The organism is Xanthomonas sp. NCPPB 3569 (genome assembly GCF_041475645.2).
Lineage (GTDB): Bacteria > Pseudomonadota > Gammaproteobacteria > Xanthomonadales > Xanthomonadaceae > Xanthomonas > Xanthomonas phaseoli.
The window spans coordinates 1,877,822-1,896,544 of record NZ_CM192969.1 but is presented as its reverse complement, the minus strand read 5'-3'; the positions used below and the strand labels follow the sequence as shown (position 1 = coordinate 1,896,544).

Below are 18,723 nucleotides of genomic sequence, written 5' to 3'. Positions count from 1 at the left end.
GCGGGCTGCTTCAGTCATACTGATGCGCTTCGTGTCAGATCGCATGCCATGCCCTATACCCCGATTGTCGCCACGCTCGGCTACCTGTTGTCGCCGGATGGCACCCAGGTGCTGATGATCCATCGCAATGCCCGTCCCGGCGACCGGCATCTGGGCAAATACAACGGCCTGGGCGGAAAGATGGAGCCGGACGAAGACGTGCTGGCCTGCATGCGCCGCGAGATACGCGAGGAGGCCGGCGTCGACTGCGGCCGGATGCAGTTGCGCGGCACCATCAGCTGGCCGGGCTTCGGCAAGCAGGGCGAAGACTGGCTGGGCTTCGTATTCCTGATCCACAGCTTCGACGGCACACCCCACACCGCCAATCCGGAGGGGACGCTGGAGTGGATTGCGATCGAGCGGATGGACCAGGTGCCAATGTGGGAAGGCGACCGCCATTTCCTGCCGCTGGTATTCGATGGCGACCCACGCCCGTTCCACGGCGTCATGCCGTATCGCGATGGGCGCATGCAGTCGTGGACGTATTCGCGGATCTGATCGCTGCGCGTGCGCAGCGCAATGGGTCGCGTGCCGCCGACACAGCACCGTCGGACAGCTGACCGAGCCCGACTGCTGCAGGTCGACATCCTCGGCGCGCGCGATGGGTCAGCGGACCAGCGCTTCCCTCCGATCAGCGGCCCATGCTGCTAGCAGCGCAGCACCGAGTCCAGCCAGGCTCAACCGTCCGGGATTGAACATCGAACATTGCAGAGCGTTCCGGTGCTCCGAGGAATGGCCGGTCTGGTCCACTTCTCCACACCCCCTGTGGATGGACACTGCGCAAGTCTGTGGACAAGTGCGCGCACCCCTTGCGGCATCTGGCGCGGGCGACGGCTGATCAAAATTTCGCCAGCATGCTCATTGGGCCGTCCAGCCGCCATCGATGGCGATCGATTGCCCTGTGATGTTGCGCGCGGCATGCGACATCAGAAACGCCACCGTGCCGGCCAGCTCGTCGTACTCGATGAAGGCGCCCTTGGGCATCGGCTTGAGCATCACATCGCGCACCACCGCATCCTCGGCGATGCCGCGGGTGCGTGCCTGATCGGCAATCTGCCGCTCCACCAGCGGCGTGCGCACATAGCTGGGGCAGAGCGTGTTGACGGTGATGTCGCAATCGGCGGTTTCCAGCGCGATGACCTTGGCCAGGCCGACCAGGCCATGCTTGGCGGCGACATAGGCACTTTTGTATGGGCTGGCCACCAGCGAGTGGATGCTGCCGATATTGACGATGCGGCCATAGCCGGCCGCACGCATGCCGGGCAGCACCGCGCGACTGAGGCGTGCGGCGCCGGTGAGCATGACATCCACCAGCAGCGCCCATTGCTGCATCGGGAACTCCTCCAGTGCGGCCACCTGCTGCAGGCCGGCATTGTTTACCAGCACCTGCGGGGCACGTGATGCGTGGGCCAGCGCCTGCGCGATGCTGTTTGCATCGGTCACGTCCAACGCCAGCGCCTCGGCCGAGCCGCCTACCTGGCGCAACGCATCGGCCGTGCGCTCGGCGGCCGCCAGCTGCACATCGCTGACGAGCAGATGATGGCCGTCGGCCGCCAGTTGGCTGGCGATACCGGCGCCAATGCCGCTGCCCGCGCCGGTGATCAGGATGCTGCGCATGGGGTGTCCTCGAAAAGTCGTGCGCGGCCGGGAGCGGTCACGCCAATCGCCAGCCTAGCCGAGTGCAGCGAAACGGTCGCCTGCATGACGCGCGCGCGTTACCCTTTGCGCCTTGCTCACCTCAGGTTCCGCATGAAACGCCATTTTTCGATGCTGCGCGATTTCCAACTCGCGGACTGGTTCACACTCGCCAACGCGTTCTGCGGCACCGGCGCAGTGTTTGCGGCCATGCGGTTCCTGCAAGAGGGGCATCGCGGCGATCTGCTGCTGGGCATGGCATTGATACCGCTCGCGTTAGTGTTCGATGCGCTGGACGGGCACGTGGCGCGCTGGCGCAAAGCCTCTTCCACGCTGGGCCGCGAACTGGATTCGCTGGCAGACGTGATCTCCTTTGGCGTGGCGCCGGCGGCGCTGGGTTATGCCTGCGGCATGCGCGGTGGTTGGGACTGGCTGGTGCTGAGCTACTTCGTCTGCTGCGGGGTCAGCCGGCTGGCGCGCTACAACGTCACTGCCGAAGAGATCGCTGGCGAGGCCGACAAGGTGCCGTATTTCGAAGGCACGCCCATTCCGACCAGCCTGGTACTGGTGATCCTGCTCGCGGTTGCCGCCAGCAGCGGCCATATCGGCGACACCTTGTGGTGGGGGCAATGGCAGCTAGGGCCGTGGCAGCTCCATCCGCTGGTGCTGCTGTTTGCGGTGTCTGGCTCGCTGATGATCAGCAAGACGCTGCGTATCCCCAAACCCTGAGCGGCACACCGCCTTGCACGCGGTAGGATGGCTGGGTAGAGGTCACTGGACGGGATGATGGCAAGCAGCGGTTCGGATAACGGCAACTTCGACGACAAGGCGCGCCAATACTGGGCTGCCTGGGGAGATGCCATGCGCCACGGCCAAGCCGGCGCCGCTGCGCAACAACCACCGCCCGCGTCCGGTAGCGATGCCCCGCAGGATTGGCGCAAGGCCGTGGATTGGTGGTCGCAGTTGTTGCCCACCCAGGCCGCCCCGCAGGCGCAGGAGGCCATCGACCGATTTCGTACCCAGGCCGGCGACTGGTTCGGCACCATGCAGCAGGTGGCCGCGCAGTTTGCCGGGCGCGACACCTCGGCCAATGAAGTGGCCGATGCCTGGCGCCAGGCCGTACAAGGGCAGGGCGAACAGTTGATGCAATGGACGCTGGGGTCGCTGCGCGGCGGCAGCCCGGGCGGGTTCGACCCGTGGTTGCAGGACGCGGCGCAGACGCTGCAAAAGTGGCGCGAGGAAAATGCGCCCTGGCTGGACATGCCGGCGTTCGGGTTGAACCGCAACCACCAGTCGCGCCTGCAGAAACTGGCACGTGCGCAACAGGAGTTCCAGGCCCAGTCGGAGGCCTATGGCGAGCAACTCAAGGCGGCGATCGAGCAGGCGTTTGCGCGCTTCGCGTCCAAGCTGAGCGAGCACGAGAGCAGCGGCAGCCAGCTGACCAGCGCCCGTGCCCTGTTCGATCTGTGGATCGAGGCGGCCGAAGAGTCCTATGCCGATGTCGCCTTATCGGAGCAGTTCCGCAAGGTGTACGGCGGTTTTGCCAACGCGCACATGCGCCTGCGCGCTGCGCTGCAGGAAGAGGTCGAGCAACTCAGCGAACGCTTCGGCATGCCCACGCGTTCGGAGATGGACGCCGCGCATCGCCGCATTGCCGAACTGGAGCGCCTGGTCAGGCGGATGCTGCGTAATGCAACTTCACCGGCCAGCAGGCCCGCTGCAGCGGCGCAGCCTGGACCGGTGACGCCGGCAGCCGGCAAGCGCGCGCCGTCCGCCCGGGCCAGCACGGTCGTGCGGCCGGCCCGGGCGGCGCAGGCGGTCAAGCCGGGCGTATCGAAGAAGGCGTCCGTCGGCAGCGCCGCGCCTAGAAAGGCGGCTCCGAAAAAGGCGCCACCCGTCTCCACGTCGCCGAAAACGGCCTCGGTTAAGGAAGGTCTGAACAACGCGATCGGAGGATGTGGTAAGCCATATCGGTCGCGGTGACCGCGCTCAGATCCTCGGTTTTTCGCCGTTTTTGGCGCTTTTTCGGGGTATCGTCCCGATTACGGGCGCACCTACCCCGCGGCGGTAATGAACTCTTTGCGCTTCAGCCACAGATTCGACAGCGCAAACAGCATCAGCATCTGTGCGGTGTTCTTCGCCAAACCGCGATAGCGCACCTTGACGTAGCCAAACTGGCGCTTGATCACCCGAAACGGGTGTTCCACCTTTGCACGCAGGCTGGCTTTTGTGTGCTCCCAGCGCTTGGCCAACTTCAGTTCGCGCTTGTTCTTAATCTGCTTCAGCTTCGAGGGCTTCTCCGCGATCAGGTAGCGCAGTTTGCGCTTGCGCTTCATCTCCTCGCGTTTCTCAAGCCCGGTGTAGCCGCTGTCCGCGCACAGCGTGTCCTCCTTGCCGTGCAGCAGCTTGTGCGCTTGTGTGATATCGGCCACGTTGGCCGCCGTGCACTCCACGTGGTGCACCAGCCCGGAGTCATCGTCCACCCCGATGTGCGCCTTCATCCCGAAGTAGTACTGGTTGCCCTTCTTGGTTTGGTGCATCTCCGGATCGCGCTCGCCATCCTTGTTCTTGGTCGAGCTGGGCGCAGCGATGATCGTGGCGTCCACGATCGTCCCGCCGCGCAAGCTCTGCCCCTTGCGCGACAGGTGCGCGTTGACCCGATTGAACAGCTTGCGCGCCAAATCGTGCTGCTCCAACAGATGGCGGAAGTTGAGAATCGTCGTCTCGTCCGGCACCTCATCCAGCCCGCCGATCTTGGCGAAACGGCGCATCGACACCGTGTCGTACAGCGCTTCTTCCGCCGATGGATCGCTCAGTGCATACCACTGCTGCAAAAAGTGGATGCGCAGCATGGTCTCCAGCCGATACGGCTGTCGCCCCGGCTGCCCCGACTTCGGGTAGTGCGGCTCGATCAGCGCCAGCAGGTCCTTCCACGGCACGACCTGGTCCATCTCGGCCAAGAACACCTCACGCCGCGTCCGCTTGCGCTTGCCGTTGTACTCCGCGTCGCCGAAGGTCAGCTGCATCGAAATCGTCTACTCGGGTCGTTGATCGATTGTGGCAGATCACGATGGATTGTTCAGAGTTTCCTTAAGAAGGGCGGTGGCGCGACATCCTCGCCCAAGCCTGCGGCTCGTAAACACGCGGCAGGTAAAAAACGTGGAGCGCAGGCATGAAAGGTCCGTTGGGATTCAGTGCCGAAGACCTGATGCAGGAAACCTTGTCGATGCAACGCAAGTTGCGCGAAGGGCTCAAGCTGCTGCCGGGCGTTGACGATGTGGATTACGGCGTCACCGAGCGCGAAGAAATCTGGCGCGATGGCAAGGTGGTGCTATACCGCTTCATCGGCGAGCAGGCACCGGTGGCCAAGACGCCGCTGTTGATCGTGTATGCATTGGTCAATCGCCCCTACATGGTCGATCTGCAGGCGGATCGCTCGCTGGTGAAAGGGTTATTGAGTCACGGCCAGGATGTCTACGTGCTGGATTGGGGCTATCCGGACCGCTCCGAGCGCTACCTCACACTGGAAGACTATTTGCTGCGCTACATCGACGGCGCGGTGGATCATCTGCGGGCGCAGTCGGGCCTGGAAGCGATCGATGTGCTCGGCATCTGTCAGGGCGGCACGTTTTCGTTGTGCTACGCCGCGCTGCAGCGCGACAAGGTGCGCAACCTGATCACCATGGTGACGCCGGTGGATTTCCATACGCCGGACAACATGCTGTCCAACTGGGCACGCATGGTCGATGTGGATCTGTTCGTGGACACCATGGGCAACGTGCCGGCGGACCTGATGAACGCCAGCTACCTGATGCTCAAGCCGTTCCGGCTGAATCTGCAGAAATACGTGGGCCTGCTCGACATCCTCGACGACAAGCAGGCGCTGGAAGATTTTCTGCGCATGGAAAAGTGGATCTTCGATTCGCCCGACCTGGCCGGCGAGGCTTTCCGCGAATTTGTCACGTTGTTCTATCAGCGCAACGGGCTGGTCACCGGGCAGGTGAGCATTGGGGGGCAGGTGGTCGATCTGCAGGCGCTCGACATGCCGGTGCTGAATATCTACGCCGAACACGACCACCTGGTGCCGCCGGATGCCTCACGAGCGCTCGGTGGGCTGGTCGGCAGCGACGACTACAGCGAACTGAGCTTCCGTGGCGGCCACATCGGAATCTACGTCTCCGGGCGTGCGCAGCGCGAGGTGCCGGTGGCGATCCATCGCTGGCTGCAGGAACGTGGCGGCACTGCCTGAGATTGCTGCCTGCACGCCGGGCAGGTGACGCCGCGCTGAGCAGGCCACGCGGCCGTCACGATCTGCAGCGGCCGCGTTTTTTAGACTGTTGGCTACGTTTTGCAGGAGTCTTGCCATGTCTACCACCACGCTGTCCCGCTCCCTCAACGACCGCATGATCGCCGGTGTGGTTGGCGGCATTGCGCGTCGTTTTGGCTGGAGCGCGACGCTGCTGCGTGTGCTGTTCGTCATCGTGTCGATTGCCTCGGCTGCGTTTCCCGGCATCCTGGTGTATCTGATTCTGTGGCTGCTGATCCCCAACCAGGCCGACTGAAGCCGGTAATGCGCGGCCTGCCTGCAGTGCAGGCGCTGGGCGCGTTGTGGACGTCGCCCAACACCTTGATCGGGCTCGCGATCGGCGCGGCCGGGGCGTGCTTTGGTGCGCGTCCGGTCTGGTCGCCGCGGGAGCATGCCGTGGTCTTCCACGCCTGGCCATGGGGCCCGGGCGGCGCGATGACGTTGGGCAACGTGATCTTGCTGAAGGGTGCAACGCTGGACCTGTAGTGCAGTACCTACGCGCACGCTGCAGGCCGTTGCGAGCATCCACCGGTGCGACTGGGCGACCACGAGCGCGCGCATGTCTATCAGTACATGCTGCTGGGGCCGCTGTTTTTGCCCGTTTATTTACTGTGCGGCGGTATCCATGTGCGCAATCCGCTGGAGCGGGCTGCCGATGCGTATGCGATGCACGGCCACGGTTGGTGGCCGTGGTGGTTTCAACCCAGGCGCGCGAAGCCGAACAATTCGGACAGCGGGTGAGGCGTGCCCTCCAGTTGTGCGCGCAGCAAGCCTGCGCCAATGGCGCTATAGGTGATGCCGTTGCCGCCATAGGCCATCGCGAACGACACGCGTGGCCCCAGTTCGGCATGCGGCCCGAAGAACGGCAATCCATCGGCCGTCTCTGCGAAGGTGCCGGCCCATGCGAACGCCGGGCGCAGGCGCATGTCCGGCATGGACTTGCCAATTTTCTTCAGCAGCGTCTTGAGCTTGCCCTGCACGCGTGCGTCGCGGCGCGCAGGAATGTCGATGTTGTCGTCTTCGCCACCCGCGACCACGCGTCCGTCCGGTGTGCTGCGCAAATACAGGTACGGGCGCGCGGTCTCCCACATCATGGTGTGCTTGAGCGCGCCCATTTCGCTGTCGTGCAGCGGGTCGGTCACGAAGGCGTAGCTGCTGCGATTGCGCGCCACCGGCTGTGAGAGCCAGCGCTGGTTGCCATAGCCGGCTGCCAGGATCACGTGACGGGCACGCACGCTCACGCCGTCTTCAGTGCGCAGGTCGACGTGCAGGTGATGCGGTTCGATCGAGGCAATGGCGGTGCGGTCGTAGATGCGTGCGCCGTATTGCTCGCACTCGGAAAACAGGCGGTAGCAAAGGCGGTACGGGTCCACGCTGGCGGCCAGGCGGCTCAGAATTGCGCCTTCCGAATGCACGCCGTAGTGATGCCAAAGCGGCTCGCGTTCAATCCATTCCACCGGCAGTCTGTGCGCCTTGCGGGTCTCCAGTTCGCTGCGCAGGTCTTTTATATCGCGCGAGCGGCTGGCGTAGTAAAGGCTATCCTGGCGCGTGAAGTCGGTTCCGCCGAAGGTGTTGCACAGGCCCTGTAGGTCGAGGATGGCCTGCGCGCACGCGCCATAGGCCAGCGCCGCTGCCTGCATGCCGTGCCGTTTGGCCAGTTCAATCATCGGCGTGTCGATTTCGTACTGGAGCAATGCGGTGCTGGCCGAGGTGCTGCCCCAGCCGATGTCGCGCTGTTCGATCACCACCACCTCGTGCCCATGGCGCACCAATTCGTGCGCGATCAGTGCGGCGGTCACCCCACCACCGACGATGGCGACCTCGCAGGCGGTGTCTTGCTCCAGGCGCGGGTAGGCGCGCATCAATCCATTGCGGATCGACCAGAACGCGTAGCCACTGTTGAGGTCCATGCGGTGTCGATCAGCAAGCAGATGGACGGCGATTGACCGTCAAGCGGGGTGAAGCGGCCGTGAGGCGAGCCCGGCCTTGCCGCCGTCACCAAACGGCAAACAGCCAGCGTTAACGTGCGTGGAAAGCTCCTCACGGCGTGCTGGTTATCCTGCCGCCACAACGCAGCAACAGCAGCAGAAGAGGGTGTGGGTATGTCGATTGTCCTGTACGTCGGTGGCAGCAAAGATGGCGACAAGGGCGTGGTGCCTTACGGTTTCAGCAAGTCGCGTGCGATGACCGATGCTGGCCCGGAGGTGTATGTCGAACGCATGGTGCCGCTGAAGGATGTCGGCAAGGTCCGCGTGATGGCGCTGGAATCGCTGCACGAAAGCATTCTGGTCGAACGCGCCGCCACCCATTACGCACGTCAGGTCAGCTGAGCGCGGCAGCATAGGTTCACGGCGGCGTTGTCAACGGGTTTCCGTGGCGGGCCAGCACTGCGAAAATGCATTTTTCAGTGAAGCGGGTCATCCCGCGCCGTCATGCACGATAGCCAGCTTGCCCAGCAGATTGCTCGCACCATCGCCGATGAGATCGGTGCCCAGCCCGCCCAGGCGCACGCCGCCATCGCCCTGCTCGACGAAGGCGCCAGCGTCCCCTTCATCGCCCGCTATCGCAAGGAAGTGACCGGCGGCCTGGACGACACCCAACTACGCAATCTGGAAACGCGCCTGACCTATCTGCGCGAGCTGGAAGAGCGCCGCGCGGCGATCCTGTCCAGCATTGGCGAGCAGGGCAAGCTCAGCGAGGAATTGCGCAACGAGATCGTGGCGGCCGACACCAAGTCGCGGCTGGAAGACCTGTACCTGCCCTACAAGCCCAAGCGCCGCACCCGCGCGCAGATCGCGCGCGAAGCCGGGCTGGAGCCACTGGCCGACGGTCTGTTGGCGGACCCGACACAGTCCCCGGACGTGGCGGCGGCGGCCTTCGTCGATGCCGAGAAGGGCGTCGCCGACGGCAAGGCGGCGCTGGAAGGCGCGCGCGCCATCCTGATGGAGCGCTGGGGTGAAGATGCGGCGCTGGTCGGTGAATTGCGCAGCTGGCTGAGCGACAACGGCGTGATCCGCGCACGGGTTGCCGAGGGCAAGGAAGAGGCCGGTGCCAAGTACCGCGATTACTTCGATCACGCCGAAACACTGGCGAAGATTCCTTCGCACCGCTTGCTGGCGCTGTTTCGCGCACGCCGCGAAGAAATCCTTTACCTGGATCTTGATCCGGGCAGCGATGCCGAAGCCGGGCACCAGTACGCCGAAGGCCGCGTGGCCCGCAATGCCGGTATCTCCAACGAAGGCCGTGCGGCCGATCGCTGGTTGCTGGACGCGTGCCGGCTGACCTGGCGGGCCAAGCTGCATATGCACTTGCTGCTGGACCTGTTCAACCAGGCGCGCGAAAAGGCCGAGGCCGAAGCGATCGCGGTGTTCGGCGACAACCTGAAGGACCTGATGCTGGCGGCGCCGGCCGGTCCGCGCGTGGTGCTTGGGCTGGATCCGGGCATCCGCACTGGTTGCAAGATCGCCGTGGTCGATGCCACCGGCAAGCTGGTGGCCACCGAAACGATCTATCCGCACGAGCCCAAGCGGCAGTGGGATCAGTCGCTGCAGACCATCAAAAAGTTATGCATGCAGCACAACGTGGAGCTGATCGCGATCGGCAACGGCACCGCCAGCCGCGAGACCGACAAGCTGGCTGGCGAGGCGATCGCGCTGTGCGGCCCTGCCAAGTTGCAGAAGGTGGTGGTGAGCGAGGCGGGCGCGTCGGTGTATTCGGCCTCGGAGTTCGCGGCCAAGGAATTCCCGAATCTGGATGTGTCGCTGCGTGGCGCCGTGTCGATCGCGCGCCGTCTGCAGGATCCATTGGCCGAATTAGTGAAGATCGAGCCCAAGGCGATCGGCGTAGGCCAGTATCAGCACGATGTGGATCAATACCGTCTAGCCAAGGCGTTGGAAGCGCGGGTGGAAGACTGCGTCAACGCGGTCGGCGTGTACGTCAATACCGCCTCGGCGGCGTTGCTGTCGCGCGTATCCGGGCTGTCGAGCACGGTGGCGGAAAATATCGTGCGTCATCGCGACGACAATGGCCCGTTCAAGCGACGCAAGGACTTGCTCAAGGTGCCGCGGCTGGGCGAGAAGACCTTCGAGCAGTGCGCCGGTTTCCTGCGCATTGCCGATGGCGACGAGCCGCTGGACGTCTCGGCGGTGCATCCGGAAGCGTATCCGGTGGTGGAACGCATCGTCAGCAGCACCGGCAAACCGATCAAGGCATTGCTGGGCGACGGCAGTTTTCTGCGTGGCCTGAAGCCGGAGACGTTCACCGACGACCAATTCGGTGTGCCGACGGTGCGCGACATCCTCAAGGAGCTGGAAAAACCCGGCCGCGATCCGCGCCCCGAGTTCAAGGCGGCGCAGTTCGCCGAAGGCATCGAGGACATCAAGCACCTCAAGCCGGGCATGGTGCTCGAAGGTGTGGTCAGCAATGTGGCCGCGTTCGGTGCGTTCGTCGATATCGGCGTGCATCAGGATGGACTGGTGCACATCTCGGCGTTGTCGGAGACCTTCGTCAAGGACCCGCGCGACGTGGTCAAGGCCGGCGACATCGTCAAGGTCAAGGTGCTGGAAGTGGATGTGGCGCGCAAGCGCATCGCGCTGACCTGTCGTCTGTCCGACACGCCGCCAGCGGCCGATGGCGCAGCGCAACCGCGCGAAGCCCGTGGCAGCGGCGGTCCGGGGCAGGGCAGGCGCGACGGTGGCGGGCGTGCTCAGGCGCAGGCCAACAACAAACCGCGGATCACCGCGCCGCCGGCCGACAATGCGCTGGCCGCCGCATTCGCACGTGCCAAACGTAGCTAAGTCGCGCGTTTGATTTGTCGGGTGATCGGCGTGGTTGGGTGGCGTGGCGTGGATCTAGTACGGCGATGGAGTGGTCTGCGGTTTGGCTTCAATGTCTTGGCCGCAGATCATGACGCGATAGGTGGGGAGCAACCCTGGTTGGGTTCCTTGGCGGCTGGCACGCCACCTGACGTCATGGGGTGATCTGCGGCTTGGCTGCAGGGTCTTCGCCCGCCCGCCATCGCTGGACACGCTGCAAGTACGTCCTTGTAAGCTCCGTGGCGGCATCCATGCCGCCAAGGGTCCCGCGACGGTGGCCGGGCAAAGACCAGTTGCATTGGTAGGTGTGCAGCGCTTCAAAGCAGCTGACAACCAGCGACGCGGTGTCCCTGGCTTTTCAACAAACCACCCGCCAGCTGCCTGGTACGGTGTCCTCGCCACTTGCGGGACCGTTGATGGCAGGGATGCCGCCATCGAGCCCCTAGGGATGGGTTCACGGCGTATCCCGCACGTGGCGAGGGCACCGAAGGCTCGACCAGCCGAGCTTTCACCAGAAAGTGAGCGCACGCCGTGCAGCCAGGCTTCGTCAATTTCGCCGATCAGTGGACAGGTGATTTGCTGAGCTACCTACGCGAGCGGCGAGGCATCGCACCGCCGACTCACCAAGCGTTTCACCGTCTCAACACTGCAATAAGTAAACGACTTCGGTACAGGCAAGCATCCTGAGTCTGCCGGTCGGCGGCGAAGTCATCGACCGAGCACGCTCCAGTGCTATTCCAGCGCAGCCCGCACCGCGTGCGTGGGCAAGATCAGGCGTTCGATCAGATCGACTAGCCCGGGTGGTTCCACCGGCTTGCCCATGTGCGCATCGAAGCCAGCGACTACCGCGCGGTCGCGGTCTTCTTCGCGGACATAGGCGGTAAGGGCGATCGCCGGGATATGGCGCGGCAGATCGGCGCGGCCCGAACGCACGGTGCGGATCAAGTCGTAGCCATCGCGCAAGGGCATTGCGATATCGCTGACCAATACATCGAAGTGCGCGTTCGCCAAGCAGTGCTCGGCCGCGTCCACCGACCCGGCAGCCTGCACCTGCGCCCCGGCCAGCATCAGGAACTGCATCACCGCTTCGCGCGAATCCTGATCGTCGTCGACCAGCAGGACGCGCACGCCAGCCAGGCGGTCGCGGCACTCGTCCGGCAGCGCGCCCACGTGGGTAGTGTCTGCCGAGGCAGGGCGCAGGTCGCTCACGCCGTGCTGGAACGGCAACACGATGGTAAATAGCGCGCCCTGGCCTTCGCCCGCGCTGGAGGCGCCCAGGCTGCCGCCATGCAGGTCCACCAACTGACGCGAGATCGACAGGCCCAACCCCAGGCCGCCCACGCGCCGGGTAGTGCCTGCATCGGCCTGACGAAAACGGTCGAACACATGCGGCAGGAAATCCGCCGCAATGCCGATCCCGGTGTCCTGCACGCACAGCCGCAGGCGCTCGTCTTCGACGTCCATCGCCACTCGCACCGTGCCGCCGGCAGGGGTGAACTTCAGCGCATTGCTGAGCAGGTTGGTCAGCACCTGCTGCAGTCGCCCGGCATCGCCGAAGAACCACAGTTCGCCATCGCAAGGCGCATCCAGCTCCAGCGCGATCTTGCGCGTCAACGCAGTGGGTTGCATGAGTTCCAGCACGCTGCGCACCAACCCTGCAATATCGAAATGCTCTGCCTGCAGGCGGATCTTGCCGGACAGGATTGCGCTCATATCCAGCAGGTCGTCGATGATCTGCGTCTGCGCGCGTGCACTGCGTTCGATGATCACCAGGCCCCGGCCCAGATTGGCCGGATCTGCGATGTCCGACTGCATCAACCGCGACCAACCCAGGATCGCGTTGAGTGGCGTACGCAACTCATGGCTGAGCGTGGCCAGGAATTCGTCCTTGACCCGGTTGGCATGTTCGGCCTGTGTGCGCGCGGCGGTTTCCGCCTGCAACGACAGCTTGAGCTTGGCATCCACCCGGGTGCGTTCGATCACGATGCCGGCCAGGTGCGAGGCCGAGCGCGCCATCGCCTGCTCGCGTAATGACGGTAGGTGAGGGCGGTCGTAATAGATATTGAGCGTGCCCAATACCTGCCCGTTGCTGGCCAGGATCGGGGTGACGTAACACGCGGCGATGCCCATCGCCGCCGAGATCGCATGGTGGCTGCTGAAGCTTGCATCGGCCTGGATATCGGCACAGATCACCTGACGACCCAAGTGCGCCGACAGGGCGCAGGGCGGACCCTCCGGTCCGATCGGCGATGGCTCGAAGTGCCCGCTGTACTCGATCGGAAAATGCGGTGCCGAGCCGAAACTCAAGGTGTGGCGGACCTCATCACGTACCATCACCGAGCAGTACAACGGGATTTCCCCGCGGGCCTCCACACTCAGTGCGATCGCATCCAGCACCACGGGCAATGGTGCGCCGGTGGTGATCAAACTCAGGATCGCGCGGTCGGAAGCGGTGGCGTCTTCGATGTGCTTGCGTTCGGAGATGTCGGTGAGCGAGCCGATGTGCCCCAGAAACCGTCCGTCACTGGCGAAGTGCGGCGACGCAGTGTCGATGCACCAGCGGTATTGCCCGTCGTGGCGGCGCACGCGGTATTCGGCGAGGAATTCGCCGCGTTGATTGAGGGCCTGTTCGAAGGCATGTCGCACGCGTGCTGCATCGTCGGGATGCATCACATCCCACCAGCCCTGGTCCAGTGCCTGGTCTTCCCCCTGTCCGGTGAAGTTGTACCAGCGTGGATTCCAGTACACGCAATCGCCTTGCGCGTCGGCCATCCAGATCATCGCGGGCACTGTCTCGCAGAGTGCACGGAAGCGCACTTCGCTTTCGCGTAACTGCTGTTCGAATGCGCGCCGGTCATGAATGTCGGTGTAGGTACCGATCCACTCGCTGATGCTGCCATCGTCGCCGCGCACCGGTAGCGCGCGTACCAGGTGCCAGCGCGATTGCCCATCGTGACGCAGCAGTTCGCACTCTACTTCGAAGGCGTGCTGGCCCTTCAATGCCAGGCTCCAGGCCTGCTCGGACAGGCGCAGACCATCGGCAGCATGCGCGCGGTGCCAGGCGGCATCTTCGTTGTTGGAACGATCCAGGCCGGTGTACTCGTACCAGCGCTGATTGAAGTAGTGCGGCCGTCCGTCCGGATCGGCAATGAAGATGATCTGCGGCAGCGTATTGGCGAGGCGGCGCAGGCGCGCTTCGTTGGCCGCGAGTTGTTGCTGCGCCTTGGCCCGTTGCATCGATTCCCAGCAGCGGGCCACGACCAATCGCACCAGTTCGATCTCCGCCGATAGCCAGCGCCGCGGTGCGCGCTGATGGACGCCGATCGCGGCCACCAATCGGTCGTGCTTGTGCAACGGAATGGCCAGCGAAGCGCGCAAGCCGGAGCGACGGTACTGCTCGGCCACATAGTCCGGCGCACCCGGCGCCATCGCATCGGTCGTGAACCAGGGGCGGTTTTCCAGCAGCGCATCGCGCAGGCCCTGTGCGGCCTCCAGCGGGAAATCACCCTGCAGGCTCGGCATATCCTGCACATGGTCGCTGATGACATGCATGGTGCTGCCATCGGCAGCGACCAGACCGAATGCGCAACGGTTCGCCTGTAGATGTTCGCCAAGCAAGCGCACGCTGGTGTCGATGATCTGCCGCGGATCGGACACATGCTGCAGTGCGTCTTCCAGCATCAATAAAAAACTATCGCGACTATCGCTGCGACGTTGTTCGCTGACATGAGGCGTTGAGCCTGCAACGCCGATGTAGAGCGCGCCTAACTGCTCGCCCGTTTGCAGCACTGGGCTGCATGACCAACTCGCCAGATCCAGGGCCATTGTCGCCACTGGCTCGCTATCGCCGTCAGCAGCGCATTTCAGCGCCGCAAGCGGCTGCCCGAATGCGGCCGGATGGCGCGGCCCCAGTCGTGCAATGCAGGCATCGTTGTAGATGCAGCGATCGTCGCGGCCCCAAACGAGCAGCATCGGAACGTGCGCATGCAAGCAGATCGATAGTGCTGTGCGCAGCGCGGGGCTGTTGCCCAACAGCGCATCCGCAACGTGCACGGAAGCGGCTAGCAATGCTGCAGTTTCGCTCGTCTCCGGCAGCAAGCCGGCCAACGGCCACACGGCGATCTCCATCCAGCGACCCGCCCGTCATTCTTCGATGGCAAATTCTAGTAGTAAGCGGCCTGCACCGGCAGCGCCGCGGAAACGGCGATTCAGCTAATCGATGCCCACGCACGGCAGAACAGCGCGTCGATGGCAGGAAGATCGGGTGTTGGAGAGGGGGCATGCGGGCCGCAACGGGGCAGTGCGGCCGGTGCTGCTGCTCAGCTCCCGTCGTCGCGCAACTCGTGCGCTCTGGACAGGGCGCCAACCAGTTCTTCGGACAGATACGGCTTGATCAGGATGACGCCATGTTCGAATCCGCTCGGGATGCTGCCAATGGCAACGCCGGTCGCCAGCACAAACGGGATACCACGCTCGGACAACAGGCGTGCGACCGGTTCGCTGGTTTCGCCATTGCCCAGGCGATAGTCCAGCACTGCGATATCCGGTGCGTCGGTGCTGATCAGCTGGAGGGCATCGCGCACTTCGCCGACCGGGCCCATGACGACGGCACCGGCCTGAACTAGCTGCAGATCGAGCAGCATGGCATTCATGTCATCGTTTTCGACCACGAGTACCCGAACTCCACGCAACACCGACATTGCTTACTCCTTCACTTAGTCGGCCAGTATATCGGGACTGCCCGTACGCAGCGCTGCAGACCCCGCTTGCACCTGAATTCGTCAGGCGCAAACTGCCACTGTTCGTTTCAACAACAAGTCGCTATACTACGCGGCCACGCCGAAGTGGCGGAATCGGTAGACGCAGCGGACTCAAAATCCGCCGCCCTTAAAAGCGTGTGGGTTCGAGTCCCACCTTCGGCACCAAGTTATTGCAGTACCAGCGAAAGCCCTTCTGGAGAAGTCCGGTGGGGCTTTTTGCTGTGTGGCGTTTCGGCAGGATGTAGGGCTTGGTTGACCATTGCGCAGCCAACGAGGATGGCGACCTCGGCGCACCCAGGACGCGGAAGAGCTGAGCACGAGAGCGGGGGGCGTGATCGGCGCATGCTCGACTGGCTGACGTCGGGAGTCGATTGGCTTGCAGGTGCTTCTGCGTGGCGCAGATGCCTGATTGCCAAGTTCGTCCGTCGGCACGCCACGCAACAGGCACACAGCTGCCGCGCGCCATGCAGTGTGCGACGTTGCAGGCACGCGACCGTCACGCTGCTTGCGTACCGTGGGAGTCTCTTTCGAGCAGGTGACCCCATGGACTTCGATACTTCGCAACAGCTGCGCATCCTGCGCGACATCCACGACACCAAGCCGGTGGCCGACGAAGAGGGAAACTGGGCGGTACGCGCCGGCTATGCCACGCAAGCCGAAGATGGCGACATCGACCTGACGCACGAGGGTCGCAAGGCGCTGGATAGCGGGCAGACCTGAGCGTTCCGCACAGTGCTTTGTGCGCTGGCGTTGAGATCGGTTGAGATCGAGCGTAGGCTTTATTTATTGCAATAGCCTACGATGGGTTCCTGCATCGCGCTCAGAACGTATTGCGAGGTGGCGAGATGATCAGCCAGCGATGTGGCGGCTTTCGCGTGCAGCGGGGTGTTGCATGCAACTTTCGCCAGCCAGACGCGCTTGCACGTGTACTGGCTCCAGCCCGCAAGGGCCGCAATGCGTCCGCATGCAGGTGAGGCACAGGCAAAAAAAGCCCCGGCAGTGCCGGGGCTTTTAGATGATTGGCGTCCCCACGGGGATTCGAACCCCGGTGTCCACCGTGAAAGGGTGGTGTCCTAGGCCTCTAGACGATGGGGACGCGTATCAAAACCTCGTTGTCCACTTGAGACGGCCTAATGTCTGAAGTGGTGGAGCCAGGCGGGATCGAACCGCCGACCTCCTGCATGCCATGCAGGCGCTCTCCCAGCTGAGCTATGGCCCCGCGTTGCTGCGAGCCGGCAATCATAGCGACATCGCCACGCGATGGGAAGTGGTCTGAGCAAAAAAGTTTTGGCAAAAAGCACCGCCGCCGGACGAGCTGCTGGGCCGCACGCATCGAGCGCGTCGATTGAATAGCGACGGCGCGCACCTGGAGTACATGGAGCATCTCAATGCCTCGGTGCTTGCGTCGCAATGGATTGTGGAGGTAGTGATATGAGCGCACTGGATGCATCGCCAGCGTGCGCTTACTTTTCAGCTGTCGAGTTGCGAGCAACGGCTATGCCGCCCCGCGCGTCAGCATGCGCTGCATCCGGTTTACACGCGGCACCAGATCTTGCGTCCCGGGCTCGCCGTCATCGCGGTATGCGTGAGAGCACGAACATCGCGCACATTGCGTTTTCGGCGTCGCGATCTTTAGCGACGTCGCTGGAAAGGTCACAACGTGCAACTGCGATGGCGGGCAGTGCCATCTTCGGCATGGGGAGCCGGCATGCGAGCGCTCATACGCTTGAGGAACGCCGCAACTCGTCAGTTGCCTGGATCAAGTGGACGTTGGCAGTGCTAATGGCCGATCGAACAGCCGTGCGCTCGATCGATGCAAACACCAAGCGCTGCGTCTTCCGCGGGAGATATTCAACTCTTTCTATCCGCCGCATCATGCTGATGAAGCAGGGCATGTCCAACGTCGCTTAGAACCAGATTCTGCGTGGTGACGGGCAAAAAAAAGCCCCGGCAGTGCCGTGGCTTTTGGATGATTGGCGTCCCCACGGGGATTCGAACCCCGGTGTCCACCGTGAAAGGGTGGTGTCCTAGGCCTCTAGACGATGGGGACGCGTATCAAAACCTCGTTGTCCACTTGAGACGGCCTAATGTCTGAAGTGGTGGAGCCAGGCGGGATCGAACCGCCGACCTCCTGCATGCCATGCAGGCGCTCTCCCAGCTGAGCTATGGCCCCACGAAACTGATAACGAAATGATAGCGGCCTGTTAATGTTCGCGCAAGCGCTTTTTCATTCCGAATGAGACGGTGCGATCTCCGCCTCGGACTCAGTTGACGCCGTGCAGATCGCGCAACTGCGTCTGACGCGCGCCGAAGTACGCCGCCAGGTCGGCGATGTCCTGATCGCTGAGCGCGGTGGCCTGCGCGGTCATCAACGGGTGCTGGCGGTCACCGCTGCGATAGGCCTGAAGCGCATGCGCAAGGTAGTCGCCGTATTGGCCGCCGAGTTTGGGATAACTGGGATCGATCGGCGCATTGCCATCGGCACCGTGACAGTCCACGCAGCTCTGGCCGGTTGCCTTGCCCTTGGCATGGGCGAGTTTGTCGCCAGCGTCGGCGCGGCCGGTGGGCAGACCTGCCGACGAGCCGGAGCCGTGCTCGCCGCTGGCGTGGCCCGGATCGCCAGCGGAGTGGTCGGTGGACTCAACCTGGGATTGGGAGCAGGCCGCCAACGTAAGGGCAGCGACCAGGACGATGGCTAGACGCGGAGCGTGCAGGGCGTTCGGCATGTGGGCGCTTACTTGAGGGTGGACAGAAAGGCGGAGATGTCGGCGATGTCCTGCTCGGAAAAGCTCTGCGCCTGTGCCTGCATGGTTGGATGTTTGCGCTTGCCCTGGCGATATTCGGTCAATGCCTGGGTCAGATACTGGCTGGTCTGGCCGCCGATCTTGGGCACGCGATAACTGGGGTAGGCGTTCTTATAGCCGGTGACGCCGTGGCAGCCCTGGCAGGTATAGGCGAGCAAGCGCCCATTCGACGGGTTGCCGGTCGGCGCGGCGGGGGTTGCCACCGTGGCAGCGGGCGCCGGGGTGGCCGGCGCTGCGGGTGTGGCTTGCGGTGTTGCTGATGCGCCCCCAAACGGCAGGAAGACGACCAGAGCGAGACAAGCGGCGAGCGGCTGCGGGCGCATGGTTTCGTATCCGGAAGACTGATTGAGCGTCCGCACGTGGGG

At 63.9% G+C, this 18,723-nt stretch carries 16 protein-coding genes, 5 tRNA genes and 1 pseudogene; 11 read left to right on the top strand and 11 right to left on the bottom strand.

Annotation, left to right across the window (positions count from 1 at the left end; genetic code table 11):
* Positions 1-48 precede the first annotated feature (48 nt).
* On the top strand, positions 49-537 hold the full coding sequence (locus ACCQ03_RS08105; protein WP_057680087.1) for an NUDIX hydrolase: 489 nt from the start codon (positions 49-51) through the stop codon (positions 535-537).
* Positions 538-897: 360 nt separating this feature from the next.
* On the opposite strand, the gene ACCQ03_RS08100 is transcribed toward ACCQ03_RS08105, so the two are convergent.
* Positions 898-1,656, bottom strand: a complete 759-nt coding sequence (locus tag ACCQ03_RS08100) for a 3-hydroxybutyrate dehydrogenase (protein ID WP_057680088.1) — start codon at positions 1,654-1,656, stop codon at positions 898-900.
* An 84-nt stretch (positions 1,657-1,740) separates the two neighbouring features.
* On the opposite strand from ACCQ03_RS08100, the gene ACCQ03_RS08095 reads away from it, so the two are divergent.
* Together ACCQ03_RS08095 and phaE are read left to right on the top strand one after the other, a co-directional pair.
* On the top strand, positions 1,741-2,403 hold the full coding sequence (locus ACCQ03_RS08095) for a CDP-alcohol phosphatidyltransferase family protein (RefSeq protein ID WP_209227788.1): 663 nt from the start codon (positions 1,741-1,743) through the stop codon (positions 2,401-2,403).
* Positions 2,404-2,457: 54 nt separating this feature from the next.
* The gene (gene phaE / locus ACCQ03_RS08090; protein WP_209227789.1) at positions 2,458-3,657 is read left to right on the top strand and encodes a class III poly(R)-hydroxyalkanoic acid synthase subunit PhaE; all 1,200 of its coding nucleotides are present in this window, start codon (positions 2,458-2,460) and stop codon (positions 3,655-3,657) included.
* Positions 3,658-3,728: 71 nt separating this feature from the next.
* Here the strand turns inward: phaE and ACCQ03_RS08085 are convergent, their stop codons facing one another.
* The gene (locus ACCQ03_RS08085) at positions 3,729-4,700 is read right to left on the bottom strand and encodes an IS5 family transposase (RefSeq protein WP_150147813.1); all 972 of its coding nucleotides are present in this window, start codon (positions 4,698-4,700) and stop codon (positions 3,729-3,731) included.
* A gap of 146 nt (positions 4,701-4,846) precedes the next feature.
* On the opposite strand from ACCQ03_RS08085, the gene ACCQ03_RS08080 reads away from it, so the two are divergent.
* The 3 genes and pseudogenes from ACCQ03_RS08080 (at position 4,847) to ACCQ03_RS08070 (ending at position 6,721) form a co-directional block, all read left to right on the top strand.
* On the top strand, positions 4,847-5,923 hold the full coding sequence (locus ACCQ03_RS08080; RefSeq protein WP_057678625.1) for a class III poly(R)-hydroxyalkanoic acid synthase subunit PhaC: 1,077 nt from the start codon (positions 4,847-4,849) through the stop codon (positions 5,921-5,923).
* A 115-nt stretch (positions 5,924-6,038) separates the two neighbouring features.
* Positions 6,039-6,236, top strand: a complete 198-nt coding sequence (locus tag ACCQ03_RS08075) for a PspC domain-containing protein (protein WP_017157551.1) — start codon at positions 6,039-6,041, stop codon at positions 6,234-6,236.
* Positions 6,237-6,244: 8 nt separating this feature from the next.
* Positions 6,245-6,721, top strand: a pseudogene (locus ACCQ03_RS08070) (hypothetical protein).
* Here ACCQ03_RS08070 and ACCQ03_RS08065 read toward each other — a convergent pair.
* Complete coding sequence (locus tag ACCQ03_RS08065; protein ID WP_057678626.1) at positions 6,679-7,890, bottom strand: NAD(P)/FAD-dependent oxidoreductase; 1,212 nt, start codon at positions 7,888-7,890, stop codon at positions 6,679-6,681. The pseudogene ACCQ03_RS08070 and the gene ACCQ03_RS08065 overlap by 43 nt on opposite strands.
* 192 nt (positions 7,891-8,082) lie before the next feature.
* On the opposite strand from ACCQ03_RS08065, the gene ACCQ03_RS08060 reads away from it, so the two are divergent.
* Together ACCQ03_RS08060 and ACCQ03_RS08055 are read left to right on the top strand one after the other, a co-directional pair.
* Positions 8,083-8,310 carry a hypothetical protein gene (locus ACCQ03_RS08060; RefSeq protein ID WP_017157548.1) on the top strand — a complete coding sequence of 76 codons (228 nt, stop codon included), beginning with the start codon at positions 8,083-8,085 and terminating at the stop codon, positions 8,308-8,310.
* Positions 8,311-8,412: 102 nt separating this feature from the next.
* Positions 8,413-10,776, top strand: a complete 2,364-nt coding sequence (locus ACCQ03_RS08055) for a Tex family protein (protein WP_150146094.1) — start codon at positions 8,413-8,415, stop codon at positions 10,774-10,776.
* A gap of 750 nt (positions 10,777-11,526) precedes the next feature.
* On the opposite strand, the gene ACCQ03_RS08050 is transcribed toward ACCQ03_RS08055, so the two are convergent.
* Both ACCQ03_RS08050 and ACCQ03_RS08045 read right to left on the bottom strand, forming a co-directional pair.
* On the bottom strand, positions 11,527-14,922 hold the full coding sequence (locus ACCQ03_RS08050; RefSeq protein WP_209226745.1) for a PAS domain S-box protein: 3,396 nt from the start codon (positions 14,920-14,922) through the stop codon (positions 11,527-11,529).
* 191 nt (positions 14,923-15,113) lie between these two features.
* The gene (locus tag ACCQ03_RS08045) at positions 15,114-15,494 is read right to left on the bottom strand and encodes a response regulator (RefSeq protein WP_057678629.1); all 381 of its coding nucleotides are present in this window, start codon (positions 15,492-15,494) and stop codon (positions 15,114-15,116) included.
* A gap of 138 nt (positions 15,495-15,632) precedes the next feature.
* Between ACCQ03_RS08045 and ACCQ03_RS08040 the strand changes: the two genes are divergently transcribed.
* Together ACCQ03_RS08040 and ACCQ03_RS08035 are read left to right on the top strand one after the other, a co-directional pair.
* Positions 15,633-15,719 (top strand) — tRNA-Leu (locus ACCQ03_RS08040).
* A gap of 378 nt (positions 15,720-16,097) precedes the next feature.
* The gene (locus ACCQ03_RS08035; protein WP_017157544.1) at positions 16,098-16,274 is read left to right on the top strand and encodes a hypothetical protein; all 177 of its coding nucleotides are present in this window, start codon (positions 16,098-16,100) and stop codon (positions 16,272-16,274) included.
* Positions 16,275-16,574: 300 nt separating this feature from the next.
* On the opposite strand, the gene ACCQ03_RS08030 is transcribed toward ACCQ03_RS08035, so the two are convergent.
* A tRNA-Glu gene (locus tag ACCQ03_RS08030) sits at positions 16,575-16,650 on the bottom strand.
* Between the two features lie 47 nt (positions 16,651-16,697).
* Positions 16,698-16,773: transfer RNA gene (locus ACCQ03_RS08025), tRNA-Ala, on the bottom strand.
* 362 nt (positions 16,774-17,135) lie between these two features.
* Here ACCQ03_RS08025 and ACCQ03_RS08020 point away from each other — a divergent pair.
* Positions 17,136-17,465 carry a hypothetical protein gene (locus ACCQ03_RS08020; RefSeq protein ID WP_150146092.1) on the top strand — a complete coding sequence of 110 codons (330 nt, stop codon included), beginning with the start codon at positions 17,136-17,138 and terminating at the stop codon, positions 17,463-17,465.
* Between the two features lie 63 nt (positions 17,466-17,528).
* Here the strand turns inward: ACCQ03_RS08020 and ACCQ03_RS08015 are convergent.
* The 4 genes from ACCQ03_RS08015 to ACCQ03_RS08000 all read right to left on the bottom strand — a co-directional run bounded on the left by ACCQ03_RS08015 (position 17,529) and on the right by ACCQ03_RS08000 (position 18,681).
* Positions 17,529-17,604 (bottom strand) — tRNA-Glu (locus tag ACCQ03_RS08015).
* 47 nt (positions 17,605-17,651) lie between these two features.
* Positions 17,652-17,727: transfer RNA gene (locus ACCQ03_RS08010), tRNA-Ala, on the bottom strand.
* 91 nt (positions 17,728-17,818) lie between these two features.
* Complete coding sequence (locus tag ACCQ03_RS08005) at positions 17,819-18,280, bottom strand: c-type cytochrome (protein WP_039567510.1); 462 nt, start codon at positions 18,278-18,280, stop codon at positions 17,819-17,821.
* 8 nt (positions 18,281-18,288) lie between these two features.
* Complete coding sequence (locus ACCQ03_RS08000) at positions 18,289-18,681, bottom strand: c-type cytochrome (RefSeq protein ID WP_033473913.1); 393 nt, start codon at positions 18,679-18,681, stop codon at positions 18,289-18,291.
* Positions 18,682-18,723: the final 42 nt, after the last annotated feature.